Genomic DNA, 19,236 nt, shown 5'->3' on the forward strand with positions numbered 1-19,236 from the left:
CCGTCGAGGGGATCAACCAGGAGATCTGGGGCGCGTGCATCGCCTACAACCTGGTGCGCCTTGAAATGGCCAACGTCGCCGCCGACGCTCAATGCAACCCCACCGACATCAGCTTCGTCCGTGCATTTCACATCATTCAATACGAACTAACATGGGCCGCCGCGACTCGCGCCTATGGCAAGCTGCCTTCCCTACTACAAAGAATGCGGCAAAGGCTAGTCACAGAACTGACTGTCAAACGACCCGGCCGTCATTTTGACCGGGTCGTCAAATCAAAGGCACAGCGCTACCCATACAAGAAGTCAAAAGCTTAAGTCAACGGCATTAGGGTCAGTGCCGACATTCGTGAAACATCGGGGTCAGTGCCGACATTCGGACATTCACGGCATGAATGTCCGAATGTCGGCACTGACCCCGGCGGTGCGGTGGTTCGTTTGGGCAAAAAAAAACCGGCTCAGGCGAGCCGGGTTTTTTGTTTTGTGCGAAGCAACGGCGGTGTCTATGCCACCTTGGCGACGTCGCTGGCGCGCCGCTGCAGCACGAAGATCGGCTGCGCCCACTCGGTGTCTTTCTTCTTCTTGCTGGTGATCAGGGTCAGCTCGGAAGGGTCGTAGACGTCGGTGTTGTGGGTCAGCGGCGTCGTCATCAGGTACTGCGCCTCGGTGTTCTTGAGGAACTCGCCGACCAGCTGGATGTTGCGGATGTCCAGGTGGGCAAACGGTTCGTCGATGAAGACGAAGCCGCCGGAGCCGTCTTCGGACTTGAGCAAACCAATCAGCAGCACCAAGGACTTCATCACCTGCTGGCCGCCGGACGCTTCGCCGTCGTTCATGCCGATGATGCCCTTGCCGTCGAACTTGAAGCGCACGTGCAGCCCGGCCTGGGACAGCTGGGTGTCGTCGTTCTCCAGCCGCACCGGGTCGGCGTGCACCTCGATGCCGGCCAGCTCGCCGAGCTCCTTGATGTTTTTGCTGTAGGTCTTGACGGTGTAGCGCAGCCGTTCGATGTAGGCGCCGCGCGCGTTGCCGGTGGCCTCGATGGCGCGGTTGTTCTGGTAGCGCCGCTCCTCGGTCTCCGACTGGCGGCCGTGCAGCTGCTCGTTCAGCCGTTCGTACTGGTCGATCACCGTGGCGTCGAGTTCCCAGTCGCTGCGCGACAGGCTCGCCTCCAGGCTATGGATGCGCAGCGCGACCTGGTGCGCGTTCTGGTGTTCGCGCACCAGCGCCGTGCGCCGTGCCGGCCGGCGCCATGCCTTGGGCAGGTGGCGCCAGGTGCGGCGCAGCGCCAGCAGCGCGCGGGCGTGCTCGCTGCGCTGCTCCAGTTGGCGCTTGTGGCCCAGGCGCAGGCCGGCTTCGGCCTCGGACAGGGCAAAGCGGGCGTTCTGCCACACCGTGTCGGTGCGGGTGCGCGCCACGGTGGCGTTCTTGGTCAGGGTTTGCAGCTCGCCCAGGCGGGTGCCGACCTCGATGCGTTCCTCCTTCAACGGCACGGCGTTGCGCGCCGCCTCGTCGAACTCGGCCTGGCGCGCGGCCAGTTCCTTGGCGGCGTCGACGCCGGCGATGCGGCCCTTCAGCGCGCCGACTTCGCCGGCCAGTTTGCTGATGGTCAGCGTCAGCTTGTCCTCCTGCGCCTCCAGCGCCGGCAGGCCCTTCATGATCGCGTCCATGCGCTGGCTGCGGCCGGCGGTGCCGAAGCGGTAACGCGAGGCCTCGACGAACAGCGAGCGGCCGCCGCGACGTTCGCGGTGGTAGGCCTCGGGGGTGATCCATTCGGCGTGGTTGCCCAGCTTGAAGCCCTGCTCGACCGAGTCGACCCGGCTGATGCGCTGCAGCTGTTCGACCAGCCAGGCCGGCACCTTGGCGCTGAACTTCACCACCGACAGCAGGCTGTCGTCGGACGACGACGGCGCCGACACCAGGTCCGGCACGATGAAGTGGCGGTAGCGCTCCTTCTCGGCCAGGCGGTAGGCGGCCGGCGCGTCGCCGGACTTGTCGAGCAGGACCACCGAGGCGAAGCCGGCCAGCACGCCCTCGACGGCGCCCTGCCAGCGGGCGTCCGTCACGTCGATGATGTCGGACAGCATGACGTGGCCGATGTTGGCGTCGCGCAGGGCGCGGCGCATTCCGCGCACATTGTCCGGCTCCGGCATCGCCGTCTTGCCCTGCAGGGCGGCGATGGTGGCCTGTTCGCCGGCGATGCGGGTGGCCAGCGCTTCGCGCGCCTGGCGCTGGCGGGTCAGCTCGGTTTCCTTCTCCTCCAGCTGCTGCGCCACCTCGGCGATGTCGGCGCCGGAGTCGGCCGCCAGCTTTTGCAGGCGGGCCTTCTGTTCGAGCAGGCTGTCGAGCGGCTTGAGTTTGCCGTTGATCAGGTTCAGCCGGCTTTGCAGCGCGGTCGATTCCTGTTCCAGCACGGTCTCGTGCTGCTGCGCCTCGGTCATCGCCTTGGCCTGCGCGGCGACGGCGTTGCGCTTGTCGACCAGCTGCTGGTCGGCCTGGGCCAGCGGCTTGCGGGCGTCGCGCAGCTGGCGGCTCAACATGGCGTGCTTTTCACGCGCCTCGTGGTATTCCAGCGAGGGCGCCACTTCCTCTTGCAGGTTGCGGCGTTCCTTGTTCAGGTCTTCCCACTGGTGGTAGTTGGCCACGCGCAGGCGCAGGCCCTCCAGGTTGGTCTTCGACGCCTCCAGCTCGGTCTCGAAACGCTTCAACTCGGTCTCGGTGTCGCGCTGGTGGCGCTTGGCCTCGTCGTAGGCGTCGAGCACCTCCTTGTCGCCGAACACCTGGAACACCAGGTCGAGCAGCTGGCGCGGCGCGTATTCGCACAGCTTGTCGGTCTCGCCCTGCTCCAGCGCCAGCACCTTGGCCATGGCCGGCGACAGGCCGGCGTTGGCCAGGCGCTTGCGGTAGTTCTCCACGCCGAGCCAGTCGTTGGCGTCGGTGACTTCCTCGATCTGCACGTTGCCCGGTCGCATCAGGTACTGGCGCTTCCAGTCGCCGCCGTTCTTTTGGATCTGGCAGAACAGCGTGACCTCGTCGTCGCTGAAGAAGCCGGAGCTGCGGAAGGGACGGTTGGACAGCTGCTTGCCGACGTTCTTGTTGTCGACCACGGCGCGCAGCCAGGCGGTCTGCTGGCCGGAGTGGCGCGCGTAGTGTTTGTAGGTGCGACCCATCGAGCAGTCCAGGCCGAACAGGGTGCGCAGCGCGTCGAGCAGGGTGGTCTTGCCGGAGCCGTTTTGGCCGGCGATCGTGATGATCTTGGCGTCGAGCGGGATGTTCTTGATCCGCTGCCAATAATCCCAATGGACCAGTTCTAGTGATTTGATGTGGAACATGGCTCAGTCTCGGGTAGGGGTGTCGGCGGACGGCGCGGCGGCGCTGTCATCGGGTGCGGCGGCGGCGGCGGCGAAGGCGGCGTCGTGCGATTCGGCGGCGGCGCCGGACGGCAGGGCTGGCGCCGGCGGCGCGGTGTCGGCGGCGACGTCAGGGGTGGCGGCCGCCTCGGCGGCGGCCTCCTCGCTGAGCGTCTCCTCCAGCGTGGGCGTCGGCGGCGCGCGGCGCGGCACCGGGATGATGCGCGCCGGGGCGCGCTTGAACACGTCGGCCAGGGCGCCGTTGATGATGCGCTCCTTGAGCATGTCGGTGTCCATCATCAGGTCCAGCAGCGGGCCTTCGACGATGATGTCGCCGCGCCGCTCGATGAAGCCGAGCTTGGCCAGGATGCCGAGGTTCATGTCCATCCGCGTCTTCTTGCCCAGCTTGTCGCCGAAGTCGGCCAGCAGCGCCTTGTAGGCGATGCCGATCGAGGTGTCCTCGGCGCGCGGCAGCGGTTTCTCGATGCCGAACATGTCGTTCTGGTCGTCGCCGACGTGCTGGTGGGTCTCCTGCCGCTCGCGCTTGGGCAGGATGATCTGCGCCCACAGCACCACCAGCAGGGCGACGCCGTCGCGCGCCAGGCCGAAGTTGTTGTTCTGCCAGATGTCGCGCGCGCCGAAGATCTTCGGCTCGATGGCGCGCGTCAGCGCCAGCGTGACGTGGTCGGCGTAGACGTTGTCGAGCAGCTTGAGGCCGGTGGCCAGCAAACGGGCGTCGACCTCGGCGCGGAACAGCTCGTCGGACAGCACGCGCTTGACCAGCTTGTCGTCGCGGCGCAGGGTTTGGTGCGTCAACAGACGCGCAATCAGGATTTGGGAATCGTCATTCATCGGCCGGGCCGCTTTCCGAGTCTAAAGAAAGTGAAAGTGAAAGCGAAGCGATCGACATGGCAGCCACATGCGGGTCTAGCAGCTGGACCATTTCGTCGGTCGGCGTAAAGGTGATCGGCAGGCGCGCCAGATCGGCGGTGGCGCCCTGCAGGCTGGCCTCGGAGGCGTCGCCCAGCAGCGGCAGCATGGAGGCGCGGTAGGAGGCGATGGCGAAGCTGGCCGGCAGCAGCGAGTCCTGGATCGGGATCGAACGGGGCGACTCGGCGGCGATGCTGGGGAAGTTGCCGAGCGTGGCGAAGTCGGACAGGCGGGCCAGCCAATCGTCGAGCTCCTTTTGCATCGCCGGGCCGTCGTTGATGGTGGTCGGCGCGTCGGTGCCGGTGGGCAGGCCGCCGGACACCACGCCGGAGGCGCGGTCGGCCAGCAGCTCGGTCTCGGCGACGTCGATCATTTCGGCCGGGGTGATGAACAGCGGCACCACCGGCTGGTCGATGGCGCCGTCGGCCAGCGAGGCCAGGTCCTCGTGCAGCAGCAGCCAGCGCTTGATGTCGGTGGTCGACAGGCCGGACTGGCCGAGGTGGACGCGCTGGCGCTCGATCTGGTTGAGGGCGCGCGAGAACATGCCCTGCATGTTCAGCAGCGCGCTCTGGGCGCGGCCGATGGCCTGGGCGGCGCGGTGGGTGGCGCCGTCGGCGTTCTCGTCGCTGGTGATGGCGCGCAGGATCTCCGAGCCCTTCTCGACCCAGTCGCAGGCCATGTGCCACTTGGCCTGCGAGGCGCGCAGCAGGAACTCGGAACCGGAGGCGATGGCGTCGGCGAACTCCTCTGTCAGGTCGTTCAGGCGGCCCAGCAAATGCTGCAACTGCTCGACCGAGACGCCGCCGATGGCCTGGGCGCCGGCCACCTGCGACAGCAGGAAGCCCATCTCGGCCTCGTCGGCGCTCTGGCCCAGCGCCAGCAGGCTGTCGATGGCCGACAGCACGTTGCGCGCCATCGGCGTGACGCGGTAGACGGCTTGTTGGGCGTCCCAGGCCAGCAGCTGGTTCGAGCGCAGCCGCACCAGCACCGTCTCCAGGCTCTCCGGCAGCAGATAGGCCAGGCGGGTGTTGATGTCGGCGCGCGAAAAGGCCGACGTCGAGGCGTCGGAGGCCAGCTCGCGCAGCACCAGCAGGCGCACCAGCACGCCGTCGAAACCGCCGTGGAACAGCGTGGTGAACACCTGCAGCAGGGGCTGGGCCCGCTTCAGATGGAAGACCTGTTCGATTTCGTCGGCCGACACGTTCGGCTGAAAGTGGGCTTGCAGTGAGTCGTGGTGGTCGTGTTCGATGTTCGGTGCTTCCGCGGCCGCAGCCGCACTTGCCATTATGTCAATCATTCTCTGCCATTCTGTACGCAACGCGACTGTGGTGAAGATGGCAACGGCGCCGCCCCTCGGGCGCGCGGTCCGCATCTGCTTCGCGGGGGCGTCAGTATATCAGGCGCGGCAACGATGGCGTCGCCTAACGAGCACGCGGCCGGGTGGAAACACCCGGCCGCGCCAAGATGGACGGAAAATGCGCGGCAAGACGGGCGCCGTCCGACGCCCGTCCCCCCTACCGACGCGGCCTACTGGACCAGGCGGATATTGCGCAGCGAGTATTGGACGCCCTGCTGGTCGCCCCATTTCGGCAGCGTGCCGAAGGGCATGCCGACGTTGCGCAGGTCGAAGCAGGAGGTGGCGCCGCCGATCAGGTCGCTGACCTTGACCGTGACCGGCGTCCAGGCGCCGGGCGCGGGCCGGCCGAACAGATAGTCGCCCGAGTTGCAGTTGGTGCCGGGACTCTCCATCTTCACGGCCAGCCCGGCGGCGTTGGCGCCGTAGCTGGCCACGTTGATGTCGAACTGCAGCGTGCCGGCGGCGAAGTTGCTCAGATTGAGCGGCGTGCCCGTCACCATCAGCAGGCCGTCGCCGCCGTCGGCGGCAAAACCCAGCTTGAGCGTGCCGTCCGGCTGCACCGCCATGCTGGTGTGGCTGCCGTTGGTGGAGTAGGTGCTGAAGGCCAGGTCGGCGCTCAGCAGACCATTGTTGAACAGGCCGAACAGCGGACCGGGGACGGGCGGGCCGAACACGGCCGGCCCCGGCCCCATCGATTCACAGGTCTGCGCGTCGGCGTCCTTGGCGGCGCCCGGCACCCAACGGATGTTGGCGAAGGAGGCGGTGAAGGCCTTCTCGGTGTAGACCAGGAAGGGCGTGTCGACCAGCGCGAAGTCGGTCCCCTTGGCGGCGAAGCAGGCCAGCGGAATCTTCACCGTGCGCTTGGTGTTGAACGGCAGGCCGGTGAACAGGCGGGTGCCGTCGAGCTCGCCGATGCAGGGGTATTTGCAGTCGACCCGCATTTTCACCGTCCCGGCCGGGGCGCGGCCGACGATGGTGTCGAACACCAGGGCGGCGTTGGCGTTCAGGTAGGGCTGGCGGTCGGCGGGCTCGCCCGCCTGCGAGTAGAACTGGCCGGCGCCGGTCCAGGTGATCTTGCGGCCGTCCTGCTGGACGTTGACCTGGGTGGTCTCGGCCTTCAGGTTGGGCAGCGTGATGGTGGCGTTCAGGTCGGCGCCGAGCGGCTTCGACCAGTTGCTCGGGTCGCCGATACGCAGCGTGTAGGGCGGTTTGTCGGCCGAGTTGAACACTTCCAGGTCGACGGTGGCGACGCCGCCGCTGCCAGGGTCCTGGGCGCAGCCGAGCACGGGCGTGGTTTCGTCCAGCTTGGCGACCTTGACCGTGTCCTTGTAGCTTAGCCCGTAGCCGTAGGCGAACAGGGGATCGTAGTTGGCGGCGCCCTTGTTGAGCGGGGTCTGGCAGGCGCTCTTCGGCCATGAGAAGGACAGCTTGCCGCCCATATCGTGGTCGATGTCGCCGTTGGCCTTGCGGAACAGCACGTCGGCCACACCCTTGCCTTCGGTGCCGGGCAGCCAGGCGACGACGAAGGCGTCGGAACGGTTCAGCTCCTTGTTGGTCCACACCGCGCGGCCCGTCACCAGCACGGTCACCACCGGCACGCCCTTGCCGCCGACAGCGTTCAGCACCGCCAGATCCTCCGGATAGCGGCGCGCGTGCTCCAGCGTGCCGGTCTTGCCGATGTCGCCGACGCCCTCGGCATACGGCGTTTCGCCGATCACCGCGATCACCGCCTTGTAGCCGGCCAGGTTGACACCCGCCCCTGTCTCGCTAAACACCACGTTGCCGGCGCCGGCGGCTGCCTTGATGCCGCTCAGGATGCTGTCGGCGTTGGGGAAGTCGGCGTTGGTGTTGGTGGTGCCCTGCCAGGTCAGCGACCAGCCGCCGGTCTGGTTCGGGATGTTGTCGGCGCTCTTGCCGACCACCAGGATCTTCTCGCCGCGCTTGAGCGGCAGGATCTGCTGCTCGTTCTTCAGCAGGACGAGCGACTTCTGCACCGCCTCGCGCGCCAGCTCGCGGTGCTGCAACTGGGCCGCGTCGGCGGCGTGGGCGCGCGCCAGCGGCGCCTTGGCGCGGAAGATCCCGGCGCGCATTTTCACGCGCAGGATGCGCCTGACCGCGTCGTCGATGCGGGCCAGCGGGATTTCGCCCTTGTTGACCGAGGCGATGGTGTTGGCGATGAAGGCCTTCCATTGGTCCGGCACCATGATCATGTCGACCCCGGCGTTGATCGCCTGCGGGCAACTGCCGTCGCTGCAGCCCGGCACTTGGGCGTGGCCGTTCCAGTCGCCGATGACGAAGCCGTCGAAGCCCATCTTGGTTTTCAGCGTATCGGTCAGCATCTCCTTGCTGCCGTGCATTTTGCCGATCTGGATGCCGAGGCTCTCGTTGGTCCAGCTGTTGAACGAGGCCATCACCGTCTGCGCGCCGGCGCCCAGCGCCGTGTAGTAGCCCTGGCCATGCACGTTGATCATCTCGCTGCGGCTGGACATGTTGACGCCCTGGTCCTTGCCCAGGTCGGTGCCGCCGTCGCCCATGAAGTGCTTGGCGGTGGCGATGACGGTGGGCGCGCCGTCATTGAAGTCGCCCTGCAGGCCCTTGACCATTTCGCGGCCATATCTGGCGACGATGGCCGAGTCCTCGGAATAGCCCTCGTAACTGCGGCCCCAGCGGTCGTCGCGCACCACCGCCAGCGTCGGCGCGAAGGTCCAGTCGATGCCGGTGGCGGCCACCTGGGCGGCGACGGCCAGGCCGATGCGGCGCACCAGCGCGGGATCGTTGGCCGCGCCCAGGCCGATATTGTGCGGGAACAGGGTGGCGCCGAACACATTGCCGTGTCCGTGCACCGCATCCGTGCCCCAGATCACCGGAATCTTGGTGGCGGCGTCGGTCGCCATGGAGGCGCGCCAGTAGCTGTCGGCCAGCCCGACCCAGTCGGCCGGGCTGGCGTGCTTGTCGTTGTTGGGGAAGGAGCCGCCGCCGTTGAGCACGGAGCCGATGTAGTACTGCCGCACCTCGTCGGGCGTGATGCTCTTGATTTCGGCCTGGGTCATCTGGCCGACCTTCTGCGCCAGCGTCATGCTGGCGAGGATGCCGGTGATGGCCTGTTCGGTGGCGCCGTCCTGGGGGATGTCGCTCTTGATGCGCGGGAAATCCTTGAGTTCCTTCTGACCGAACACGGATTCGGCCAGCAGCTGGTTGGAAGGGGGCGGACTGCTATCGCTGCCGCTGCCGCAGCCGCTCAGTATGCCGCTGCCCAGTGCGCAGGCGATGGCCGCACGGTGGAAGATACGTGGTGTGAATGTCATTGCGTCTCCTGTTTTTTTATTACAGAGGCCGGCATTTCGCCTGGTGTTGCATGACCCGGCGTCCGGCGCCAACGTCGCGCCCAGCATTGCTATCCAAGCCCCGGAGAGCCAATGTAAGCGTTTACATTATTTAACAAGATTGCCGCAAAAGATAATAATATTTCATCGTTTGTAGTAAATCTTCACAAATAATGCAAGCGCTGACAGCCCGCGGAGGGGGCCGAAGATGGCGAAATATTTCTTAAAGAAAGCAGCTGATGGCGGTGGGAAATAGGCGCCGGGGCGCGGCGCCGCTCAGGCCAGGCGGCGCACGGAATCGCGCAGTATCAGTTGCGGCGTCAGCAGCGCCTGCGGGCAGGACGGGGCGCCTGATGGGCTCAAGCGGCTCAAGCGCAGGGCGATCTCGACGGCGGTGCGCGCCAGCAGGTCGATCGGCTGTCTGACCGTGGTCAGTCTTGGGTGCATCAGTTCGGCGAATTCGACGTCGTCGAATCCCAGCAGCGACAGGCGCTCCGGCACGGCGACGCCCACGGCGCGGCAATAATCGAGGGCGCCGAAGGCCATCTGGTCACTCAAGCAGAAGACGGCGCTGAGCGGCTTGCCGCCGGCCAGCAACGCGGCCATGCCCTGCCGGCCCGAGGCGAGCCGGAAGTCGCCGGCGAACACCAACGCCGGGTCCAGCGGCACGTCGGCGCCGGCCAGCGTGTCGGCGAAGGCGGCCAGGCGTTGCACGCTTTCCGGATTGGTGGCCGGACCGCTGATGACGCCAATGTCGCGGTGGCCGCAGTCGAGCAGGTGGCGCGCCGCCAGACGGGCGCCGGCGGCGTTGTCCACCTGCACGCAGCGGTCTTCGAAGCCGGCGACGCTGCGGTGGATCACCACCACGTTGGCCTGCTCGCGCAGCAAGGCAGACAGGGCGGCGTCGGGCAACTCTCCGGGGAACAAGATGATCGCGTCGCATTGGCGCTGGCGCAAAAACTGCAGCGCAGCCAGCACTTCCTCGGGACTGTCCTTGCCGCAGCTGACGATCAAATAGCTGCCGGCGGCGCTCACGGTTTCCTCGACGATGTTGACCAGCGGCGCGAAGAACGCGCCGGACAAGCCGCCGACGATCAAGCCGATGCAATCGGAACGGCGCGTGACCAGCGAGGCGGCGACACTATTGCGGGAAAAATTGAGCTCGCGCATCGCCGTTTCGACGCGCGCACGGGTGCGCTCGCTCACCTGCTGCGGCGTGTTCATGACGCGCGACACAGTCGCGGTCGAAACGCCGGCGTGCTCGGCGACGGTGCGGATGGTGGCCATATTCGGGGTCGCGGCGGCCGCCTATTTTTTGGTCAGCTTGTCGAGCACCTGGTCGACGTAGTCGCCGTCGGCGTCGTTGAAGCGGATGCGCACCGGCAGCCAGTCGAGCGACGGCGCCAGCCACAGGTCGACCTGCTGGCCCTGGGCGTCCGGTGGCGGTGCCTTGACCAGGTGGACGGCGTTGACCTCGCCCTGCCCGGTCTGCACGCTCTCGTTCTTGAGCACCTTGAAGGTCCAGGCCTCGGCGTCGCGCCGGCCGGCGACGAAGAACGACCACTCGCTGCCGGGCTTGAACTTGTCCGGCGCGGCGCGGGCGATGGCCAGCAGCTGCCACGGCGCGCTGGTGCGGTCCTGCTCGCCGCCCTTGAGCGGGTAGCTCTCGTCGCCCTCGCTGAAGCTGATGGTCTTGGTGTCGCGCTTGAAGCTGGTGGTGTTGCCGTCCTTGCGGAAGCGCTTCTCGTAGAAGGTGGCCGGGGCGATGCCGTAGTCGTCGATGGCGCCCTCGCTGCGGTTTTCCAGGATCTTGCCGAACAGTGAGGCGCGGCTTTCGGTGGCGATGCTGTACCTGCCCTCGCCGGCCTGCCAATGCACCTGGGCGTCGCCGTTGATGGTCAGGCCGTGCTGGCGGGCGCGGATGGTGTAGTTCAGGTCGACCGAGGGCGGCAGGTTGAAGGCGCGCTTGTGCACCGGGTGCTCGGCAGTGGCGGCCGGGGCGGCGGCGGCCAAGGCCGGTGCCAGGGCGGCCAGGAGCAGCGCGGCGGCGGCCAGGCGGTGTGGGAGTGCTGTGGTGCGCATAGGTTTAATGTCCAGATTCGATGACGGTGATTTTTGAGACGGTCTGCGTGGTGAGCGCGCCGCTCGCTTCGGTGTTGCGGATCTGTACCGGATACCAGCTCAGTCCCGGTGCCAGCCAGATGTCGATGCGCGAGGAGTAAGTGCCGGGCCGGGGCGGCCGCGTCAGGTGCCAGGTGCTCAGCTTGCCCATGCGCGTCTCCAGCTCCTCCTCGCCGACCAGCTGGAAACGGAAGATGTTGGCATCCTTGTCCTCGCCGACCTGCAGGTCGATGTCGCCGCCGAACTGCCTGTGGTCGGCGCGGCCGATGCCGCCCAGCTGGAACGGCACCGTCGCCTTGTCCTGCGTGCCGACCAGCAGCGGGTAGCTGCGCTCGGACGCCGAGAAGGTGATGCGGCCCTCGTCGCGGTTGAAGTGGGTCGCCGTTTGCGAACGGCCGCGCACCTTCTCGGTGGCCGTGACGGGGGCGATGCCGTAGTCGTCGATCATGCCCTCGCTGCTCAGCACCAGCAGGTTGATGCGGGTGACCAGCATGCTCAGGCCGGCCTCGACGTTGAGCTTGTAGCGGGTGCCGTCGCTGTGCCAGGCCATGACGGCCACGCCGCTCCAGGTGGTGCCGTTGGCGTCGACCCGCTTGACGTCGAGCTCGAAATCGGCCGACGGCGGCAGGTTGACCTTGTAGCGGCGCATGCCGGGCGGCGCGGCCTCCGGCAAGGCAACACGTTTGTCGGCCATGTCGGCGGCCGCCGGGGCGGATGGTACAGGGGATTGCGCCGGGGCGGCGCCGGCCTGCTGCTGGGCGGCCGGTACGGCGACCGTGGCGGCTGCGGCTGCCGTGGCGGGCGCCGACGGCGCGGCGGCGCTGTCGGCGGCACCGGCAGCGACTGGCGCCGTCTCGGATGGCGGCGCCGTCTCCGCCGGCACCTCGGCCGCTGCCGGCTGCGGCGCGGCGGCGGCCGGCTTGGGCGCGGCCTTGCGCACGCGCTTGATGGCGCTCGGCGCCAGCGGTGCCACCTCCGGCAGCGGCGCCGACGGCGCGCGCTGCGGCAGGGCGAGGCGCAACTGGGCCGTCACCAGCGCCTGGCCGGTCGGCCGGCGGCTGTCCAACGGACCGAGGCGGCCGCCCACCCAATCGATGGCCAGATAGTGCAGACCAGCCGTGGCTGCACATAAAAACAGCATCCGACTGCGTTGGGAAAGGAGGGAGGCGAGCGTCATGCCGCTAGTGTAAGGTATCCACCTGAAGCAGGTATGAAGACGGCCAGCGCCAGCACCCGGCGCCGGGCGACAAACTGCCGGCGTGGACGCCTCAAGGATCGGCAATCATTGCCATGGTTGCCATGTCGCCGCCTACTTGCTCAGCACGGTCGCCGTGACGATGACGGGGTTGGCCTACCGTTGAGCTTAATGTTCAGCAACATGCCACCGCCCCCCCCTGCTCGACACCCTCGTTCAGGTGGTCGACAGCGTCCATCACCTGCGGGGTCTGCGGCGCGAACTCCAGTCTCGGCCCAGTTCAAGTCAGGCCGGCGGATGTTGCGCACGATTCGCGGCATGACCGACAACACGATCTCGGGGCGCTGCTATTGTCGTCGCGCTGCAGATTCAACGTGCCGCTGAGCAGGTTGATGCCGATCGAATCCTAAATTTAAGCGTAACTATTCAGCCTGAGTGAGTCGACCAGAACCAGAAAGCTGTTGTAAACGAAAGGCGGATAGTCCATCATGCCGGGATGCCACCGAAACTACCCCGTCCCGACCTGTCCACGCTGCCCGAAACGGAGAAGGACAAGCTGATCGTGCACCTGATGGATATGATCGACCGCTTGTTGGCGCAGGTTTTCACCCTGACGGCGAAGGTGGAAAAGCTGGCGCTCCAGTTGACCAAGAACAGCAAGCAAGGGGCGTTGTTGCATAAATCGCTAACCCATTGATTTTAAAGGATGTCTCATTGCCTTGTTTTTGAGAAAATCAATAAATATCAATGAGTTAGCAACTATTTATGCAACAACGCCCAAGCAAGGCCACAGCATGCTTGAAGTATTACGCCGTGCATTTATTGGCGATCCGATCATGCCTGCCACGTAGCGGCTGAACAGTTACGAAAAAAGTTCATGCCGCAGTCGAAACCCTACGCGCACTGCGCGATGGACTTGGCTGATTTATGCACAACGATATGGTATAAGCCGCGGAATTAAGTATTTTTCACTGTGGATTGCTGGATTTCGGCTTATCACTCCAAGAGGTGTTTCTTGAAAGTAATCGCACCACCCATTTTGTATAAATACTATCCGGTAGAAGATTGGTTGCCTCGCTTGATGAATGGAGAGTCGATGCTGTTCGCAAGTCGGACCTCGTTCAATGATCCTTACGATTCTCGTTCGGCCTTCCAAGTTGACCAATCTGATGTAGGGACGAAATGGCTTTTGAAAAAATTCAGGACGGAGCAGCCACATTGGTCACCAGCAAAACGGATGCTCAAGGTCAATCAGGTGCAGAGACGCCTAAAACTTCCAAGTATTGATCGCGATGACACTGAGCTCGATAGTGTGGGGATACTTTGTTTGACAGAGCACTGGAATAGTATGCTCATGTGGTCTCACTACGCGAAGCAGCATAAGGGAATCTGTGTGGGATTCCGAAGGGACATCGATATCTTTCGAATGGCACTCAAGATAGAATACGTTTCTGAGTTCCCTGTAATTCTGCGCCCACAAGATGACCATAACACCATCTTGCAAAAGGCTCTCCTAATGAAGGCGGAATGTTGGAAGTACGAGACAGAATGGCGAGTAGTTAAACGCCCCATGAGTGAATCTGAGCAGATAGCGATTAAACAGCAAAATGCATATTTACCGTCAAAGGACCTGCACCTTTTAACCGATTCCCGTGGGGCAGGTTTCTACGCCTTTGATAAGTCTGCTATTGAAAGCGTGACCCTCGGGAGTCGAATTACGGAGAGGTGTGTACGGGATGTCATCCGGTCTATTGATAGTGCAGGTCTGGCCATTCCAATTTATGTTGTTGAGCCACCAAATCACAAATATCAGTTGGTCAGGAAAGATTTTCAGAGAGGCTCTATGGCGTTTCCAATCGAAATTTGAGGAAGCTTCTGGATCCCCCTATTTTTTAGCGCGGCTTCGACTCATGTTAGACCGAACATAACAAGAAAAATGAATACAAAATTTAAACTGATCACTGCTTCGATTATAACTTTAGTCTCCTTAAGAGTATCTGCAGTCGATTTAAATACCGCTTCCAAAGCTGAAATTATTCGTGCCACGGAGGACTTAAACAGGATAACTGAGACTACCACGGATTGCTATTCGATGCTAGTACTAGCAAGCTACCAGTACGATATCATTAAGATCGCAGGAGTTAACGCTCTATTGATCAGTGACGCAGATGATCTGTACAAATTAGCACAAGGGCCATATTCAGCTCAAAAGAACAACAAGTTTGCTCGAATGATCTTTTTCCGTACTGAGGTTATACGACTTATGGAAAAGGGATTGTCCAAAAAGGCGATCCAAATGGAGTTGACAGATTTGTGCTTCTTGAAGAAAGTCTCCGCTGATCCACTGAACAGTTTCAAATAGCTAGAAAAATTGTAACTATTCAGCCTGAGTGAGTCGACCAGAACCAGAAAGCTGTTGTAAACGAAAGGCGGATAGTTGTCCATCATGCCGGGATGCCACCGAAACTGCCCCGTCCCGGCCTGTCCACGCTGCCCGAAGCGGAAAAGGACAAACTGATCGTGCACCTGATGGATACGATCGACGGCTTGTTGGTGCAGGTTTTCACCCTGACGGCGAAGGTGGAAAAGTTGGAGCGCCAGTTGGCCAAAAACAGCGATAATTCGAGCAAACCGCCATCGTCCGACGGGCTGGCTAAAAAGCCGCCGAAGACCAGTTCGCTGCGTGGCAAGTCCGGCAAAAAAGTGGGCGGCCAGCCCGGGCATCAAGGCAAAACGCTCGAGCGGGTGGCAGAGCCGACCGCGACGCAGGACCATCCATTGCCGGGACAATGCAGCCGCTGCCACAGCGCCTTGCCGCTGGCTCAAGCGCAAGTACTGGAACGCCGCCAGGTGTTCGATGTGCCGACCAGCGCCTTCGATGTGATCGAACACCGCACCTACACGGTGGCGTGTTCCTGCGGCCTGCGGCACGACAGCGCGTTTCCTACTGAAGTAACCGAGATGGTGCAGTACGGCCCGAACGTGCGGGCGCTGGGCGTGCACCTGACGCAAGGTCAAATGCTGCCTTACGCGCGCGCCGCCGAACTGATTTCCGAGTTGTATGGTTTGCCAGTATCGCCGGCAACGCTGCTGGCCTGGGTCGGCAAGGCCAGCGCCGCCTTGCAGGGCACGGCCGATGTGATCGCCCACCAGTTGCATCACGCCCCGGTGCTCTGTGCCGATGAGTCGGGCCTGCGCGTGGACGGAAAACTGCGTTGGATGCATGTGGCGGCCACCGCCACGCTGACCTGGTATGGCCTGCACGAAAAGCGCGGTGTGGACGCCATGGCCGCGCATGGCATCTTGCCCAAACGTATCGGCGTTCTGGTGCATGATTGCTGGGCTCCTTACTGGAAACTCGACGATGGCCTGCATGCGCTGTGCAATGCCAACCTGCTGCGCGAACTGGTCTATGTGCAGCAATTGACCGACCAAAGCTGGCCAACCGCCTTGGCCGAAATGCTGCTCAACGCCCAGCGGCTGTCTGTGGCTGCGCGACAAAAACAGCAGCCGCTTGACGCCGACACCATCGCCGCCTTCGCTGCCGTCTACGACGATATCGCGCGCGAAGGCGAGCAACTTCATCCCGTCATCCTCAAACCGAATGGCAAGCCCGGCAAACAGTCCGAGGCTCACAACTTGTTGCACCGATTCCGGCTGCATGCAGATGCCATCCTGCGTTTCATCTCCGATCCCGCTGTCCCGTTTTCGAACAATATTGCCGAACGTGCCGTGCGCATGCCGAAGGTCAAACAGAAAATCTCAGGCTGCTTCCGCGCCGTAATGGGCGCCAGCAATTTCTGCACCATCCGCTCCTGCCTTGACACCTGCGCAGGCAAGGCCACTGCATGCTTGAAGTATTACGCCGTGCATTTATTGACGATCCGATCATGCCTGCCGCGTAGCGGCTGAACAGTTACCAAACAAGATATTTACATTAAAAAGAAGAACATTTCTGGCAAATGATGTCATTGGTGATATGATGCCAACATAGAAATATTGATTTTTAGTGGAGGTAATGCATGGAAGCTATTGAAGGAATATTGGCCGCCGTCTCGCCAATTCGTAAGAATGATAGTGAGGGAGAATTTTTAGTTACAAATATCCATGGAATTGAAATTCCCGTACCATATTCTTGTGTCAAGGACGATGCGGGAAAGCTGAGTCAAATAATTCGATTGATTCGGAAGGATGTAACGCATGATACGGTGCTCAATTTTTACGAATTGCACTTACAAACCATTTAATTGCCGATAGTTTTTCGTCAACCTCATCGGTTATACGCATCTCCACGCTGAAGATCGATGTAATCTAAGTGAGCGCGTCAAGCCAAGTTCACAGCGACCATCGCGTGCGGCCTCAGTGATGGCACATTTTTTTAAATTTGGTGAGAGTGGACACTTAGCGTTCTGAAATTCAATATTTTAGAAGAATATATTTACTCACATTTGCATTGCGAACATTATCTCGATGCGTAAAATAATTATTACCATTCTTTTACCGATTTCCTTGATGAGCTCTCCTGCTAACGCCGATTTTGACGCCGGACTAACTGCTTCAAAAAAAATTTCGTGACGGCGCTCAAGCCGCTGGCTCTGGACGGGGAAGTCCCGTTAATTCGTTGGCCACGCCGGAAATTCAGGCCGTAACAACTCCAACCGAGAAAGATATTAATGTCAATTAAGAAGACTGCTTTAGTAGCCGCAATTATTACTACACTTACAGGCTGCGCATCGACTGGCGTAATTAAGGCTGGCGGTGACGGATATCTCATCTCCAAGACTAGCTTACAAGTCGGTTTCGGCGCGCCTACGGCCGTATATGCAGAGATTTCTCAAGAGGCAACTGAGTTCTGCGGGAAGCAAAGTAAGAATTTAGATATCGTAAACACTCAAATTAAACTTCCAGCGCTGGGTAGCCCAGGCTCCGCCACGTTAGAGTTCCGGTGTAAGACGAAAGACCAATAGTCCAGAACAATTCCGGTTAACGTTCAAGAGCCGAGCGTAAGCTATCCCAACAATAAGGTCGAGACGGACGGGCGGATGCGCCGCCGAAGTTCAGTGATTAATTTCGGTTCTATGCCGTTTCCAGTGGAATTTGACATCAGGTATCATGTCGAGCATCGCCATTTTGTGAGTGCAAGAGTCCCTGTAGCCAAGCTGACTTCACCCTACCACTTCGGAAGGCCGGCGCCAGTGGCGCCGAGACGGACTGCTGGTCTAGTCGTGCTGGGCGGCCTGACCAGGAAGACAGAATGGGATCAGGTCGCTATCAAAATAAGTGCAATAAAATTAATACTTACTCGTTTAACTATTAACCGTAAGGCATGCTAACCGACATTTTCTGGCGGCAATCTATCCAAACATCACAAATGAAATATTTATTGCTACTTCATTTCGTGAAGTCGCCTCGCGCCCGACGGGGCCTGCGCAAAGGGAACACGCGCGGCACACTGGCAAGCTGCAGCGTCGGGAAAGGAGCATGGCGAGCGCCATGCCGTCGTTTTTTGACACTTCATTGTTCCATGTCAATTGGTCGCCCTTGGCCGAGCCGGCACAAAGCGTGGATTTCTTTGAAGGGGCGTGATTTATCTGCTACGCTATTTGCTCACCTCACAGGAGACTACCCATGGCCAATCCGCAAATGCCCAACATCCCAGGCGCCGCTGTCATGACGGACACACTCGATTTCGTCAAGAACCTGTGGGGTAGCATGAGCGTTCCCGGCCTGACGGCGCCCACCTTGTCGGTCGACGACCTGGACAAGAAAATCAACGACCTGAAGGCCGTCGAGGCGTGGCTGAACCTGAACATGAGCATGCTGCGCGGCAGCATCCAGGCGCTGGAGGTGCAACGCAACACCATCGCCACACTCAAATCGGTGGGCGCCAGCCTGGCCGCCGCCGTCAACCAGGGCGCCGACACCTCAAAGTTCGAGTCGAACCCGTATATGTCGGCCTTCTTCCAGCAGCCCAGCGTGACGCCGCCGAAGGCAGCGGAAGCGGCAGTCGCTCCGGCACCGGCGGCGGCCGCACCGGCGCCGAATCCGGCCAGCGGCGGCGCGTCCGCCGCCAAGCCGGCCGACGCCTCGGACGCCGCGCAACTGGGCAGCCCGGCCGTCTGGTGGAACCTGCTGCAGGACCAGTTCAAGCAGGCCGTGTCGACGGCGATGAGCCCGGAGGCGGTGGCCGGCGCGACGGCGCGCGCCACCGAGACGGCGGCCAAGTTCGTCGTCGCCGCCGGCGGCAAACCGCCGGCGGCGACGGCCTCGTCGGCCAGCGGCTCGTCGGCCTCGGTCAGCGCCAAGGCGGCGGACAAGCCGGCGCTCAAGGCCGAGGCCGAGGCCAAGCCGGCCGCCAAGAAGGCGCCGGCCAAGCGCGCGACGGCCGGCAAGGCCTGAGTTAGGGCGCGGCCACATTGTCCAGCGGTGCGACTTCAGGGTCAGACCCTAGGGTCTGACCCTAGGGCCAAGGCGGGGGGCTGACCCTCGCAGTCGGCCCGTCTCCGCTGGCACTGTTGTGGCCATCGGCGCCTTGCACGGGCGTAACGAGGCCTCGCGCTGTCGCGGCGCGAAAAAAAACGGGACACTCCACCTGCGGGATGAACGTCTGGTATCCCCGGCGCGTGGGCCGGGGCCGTGCCGGCCTGCTTAGGCCAGGCGTTGGATGCGGATCGCGTCGATCAGGCCGTCGGCCTGGCGCTGCACCTTGACGATGCTGATCAGGCCTTCGTCGGCCAGCTGTTTGGCGTTGTCGTGCGCGGACTGGAAGTCCGGCAGGGTGTCGCCCTTGGCGGCCACCGGACGGATCCAGGCGGCGCTGCCCACGCGCATTTTTTCGTACACTTCTTTGGCGATATCTCGCATCTTATTTATCCTTATCGTAGTCTGGCCAAGACGCCGAACCGGTCGGCGCCATAGACCAGTGTAATCATTCGGGCGCGCGGAAACAAGGTTCCGTTGCGCT

At 62.7% G+C, this 19,236-nt stretch carries 12 protein-coding genes and 2 pseudogenes; 6 read left to right on the top strand and 8 right to left on the bottom strand.

What is annotated here, in order from left to right; genetic code table 11:
- Positions 1-314 (top strand): annotated as a pseudogene (locus BM252_RS31180) (IS4 family transposase); the annotation flags it as partial.
- Positions 315-499: 185 nt separating this feature from the next.
- Here the strand turns inward: BM252_RS31180 and BM252_RS22785 are convergent.
- From BM252_RS22785 to BM252_RS22815, 7 genes and pseudogenes are all read right to left on the bottom strand, one after another.
- Complete coding sequence (locus tag BM252_RS22785; protein WP_093389976.1) at positions 500-3,328, bottom strand: ATP-binding protein; 2,829 nt, start codon at positions 3,326-3,328, stop codon at positions 500-502.
- Between the two features lie 245 nt (positions 3,329-3,573).
- A pseudogene (locus BM252_RS22790) lies at positions 3,574-4,198 on the bottom strand (hypothetical protein); the annotation flags it as partial.
- Positions 4,191-5,561 (bottom strand): hypothetical protein, encoded by a 1,371-nt coding sequence (locus BM252_RS22795; protein ID WP_093389977.1) that lies wholly within the window; start codon positions 5,559-5,561, stop codon positions 4,191-4,193. The pseudogene BM252_RS22790 and the gene BM252_RS22795, both read right to left, overlap by 8 nt.
- 242 nt (positions 5,562-5,803) lie before the next feature.
- On the bottom strand, positions 5,804-8,938 hold the full coding sequence (locus BM252_RS22800) for a glycoside hydrolase family 3 N-terminal domain-containing protein (RefSeq protein WP_093389978.1): 3,135 nt from the start codon (positions 8,936-8,938) through the stop codon (positions 5,804-5,806).
- A gap of 294 nt (positions 8,939-9,232) precedes the next feature.
- Complete coding sequence (locus BM252_RS22805; RefSeq protein ID WP_093389979.1) at positions 9,233-10,243, bottom strand: LacI family DNA-binding transcriptional regulator; 1,011 nt, start codon at positions 10,241-10,243, stop codon at positions 9,233-9,235.
- A 21-nt stretch (positions 10,244-10,264) separates the two neighbouring features.
- The gene (locus BM252_RS22810) at positions 10,265-11,038 is read right to left on the bottom strand and encodes a DUF3108 domain-containing protein (protein ID WP_093389980.1); all 774 of its coding nucleotides are present in this window, start codon (positions 11,036-11,038) and stop codon (positions 10,265-10,267) included.
- A gap of 4 nt (positions 11,039-11,042) precedes the next feature.
- Positions 11,043-12,218 (bottom strand): DUF3108 domain-containing protein, encoded by a 1,176-nt coding sequence (locus BM252_RS22815; protein WP_245774396.1) that lies wholly within the window; start codon positions 12,216-12,218, stop codon positions 11,043-11,045.
- A 550-nt stretch (positions 12,219-12,768) separates the two neighbouring features.
- Here BM252_RS22815 and BM252_RS22820 point away from each other — a divergent pair.
- From BM252_RS22820 to BM252_RS22835, 5 genes are all read left to right on the top strand, one after another.
- Entirely contained in the window at positions 12,769-12,969 is a 201-nt protein-coding gene (locus tag BM252_RS22820; RefSeq protein WP_093389982.1) for a hypothetical protein, read from the top strand.
- A 318-nt stretch (positions 12,970-13,287) separates the two neighbouring features.
- Positions 13,288-14,139, top strand: a complete 852-nt coding sequence (locus tag BM252_RS22825; protein WP_139236675.1) for a DUF2971 domain-containing protein — start codon at positions 13,288-13,290, stop codon at positions 14,137-14,139.
- A 587-nt stretch (positions 14,140-14,726) separates the two neighbouring features.
- Positions 14,727-16,184, top strand: a complete 1,458-nt coding sequence (tnpC, locus tag BM252_RS22830; protein WP_245774397.1) for an IS66 family transposase — start codon at positions 14,727-14,729, stop codon at positions 16,182-16,184.
- A 110-nt stretch (positions 16,185-16,294) separates the two neighbouring features.
- The gene (locus BM252_RS30380; RefSeq protein ID WP_139236677.1) at positions 16,295-16,519 is read left to right on the top strand and encodes a hypothetical protein; all 225 of its coding nucleotides are present in this window, start codon (positions 16,295-16,297) and stop codon (positions 16,517-16,519) included.
- 1,423 nt (positions 16,520-17,942) lie between these two features.
- Positions 17,943-18,671 (top strand): PhaM family polyhydroxyalkanoate granule multifunctional regulatory protein, encoded by a 729-nt coding sequence (locus tag BM252_RS22835; protein ID WP_139236679.1) that lies wholly within the window; start codon positions 17,943-17,945, stop codon positions 18,669-18,671.
- A gap of 249 nt (positions 18,672-18,920) precedes the next feature.
- On the opposite strand, the gene BM252_RS22840 is transcribed toward BM252_RS22835, so the two are convergent.
- Positions 18,921-19,136, bottom strand: coding sequence for a hypothetical protein (locus BM252_RS22840; RefSeq protein WP_093389984.1), 216 nt, complete (start codon positions 19,134-19,136; stop codon positions 18,921-18,923).
- Positions 19,137-19,236 lie beyond the last annotated feature (100 nt).

Origin of the sequence: Rugamonas rubra (genome assembly GCF_900114705.1) — a bacterium.
Classification (GTDB): domain Bacteria; phylum Pseudomonadota; class Gammaproteobacteria; order Burkholderiales; family Burkholderiaceae_D; genus Rugamonas; species Rugamonas rubra.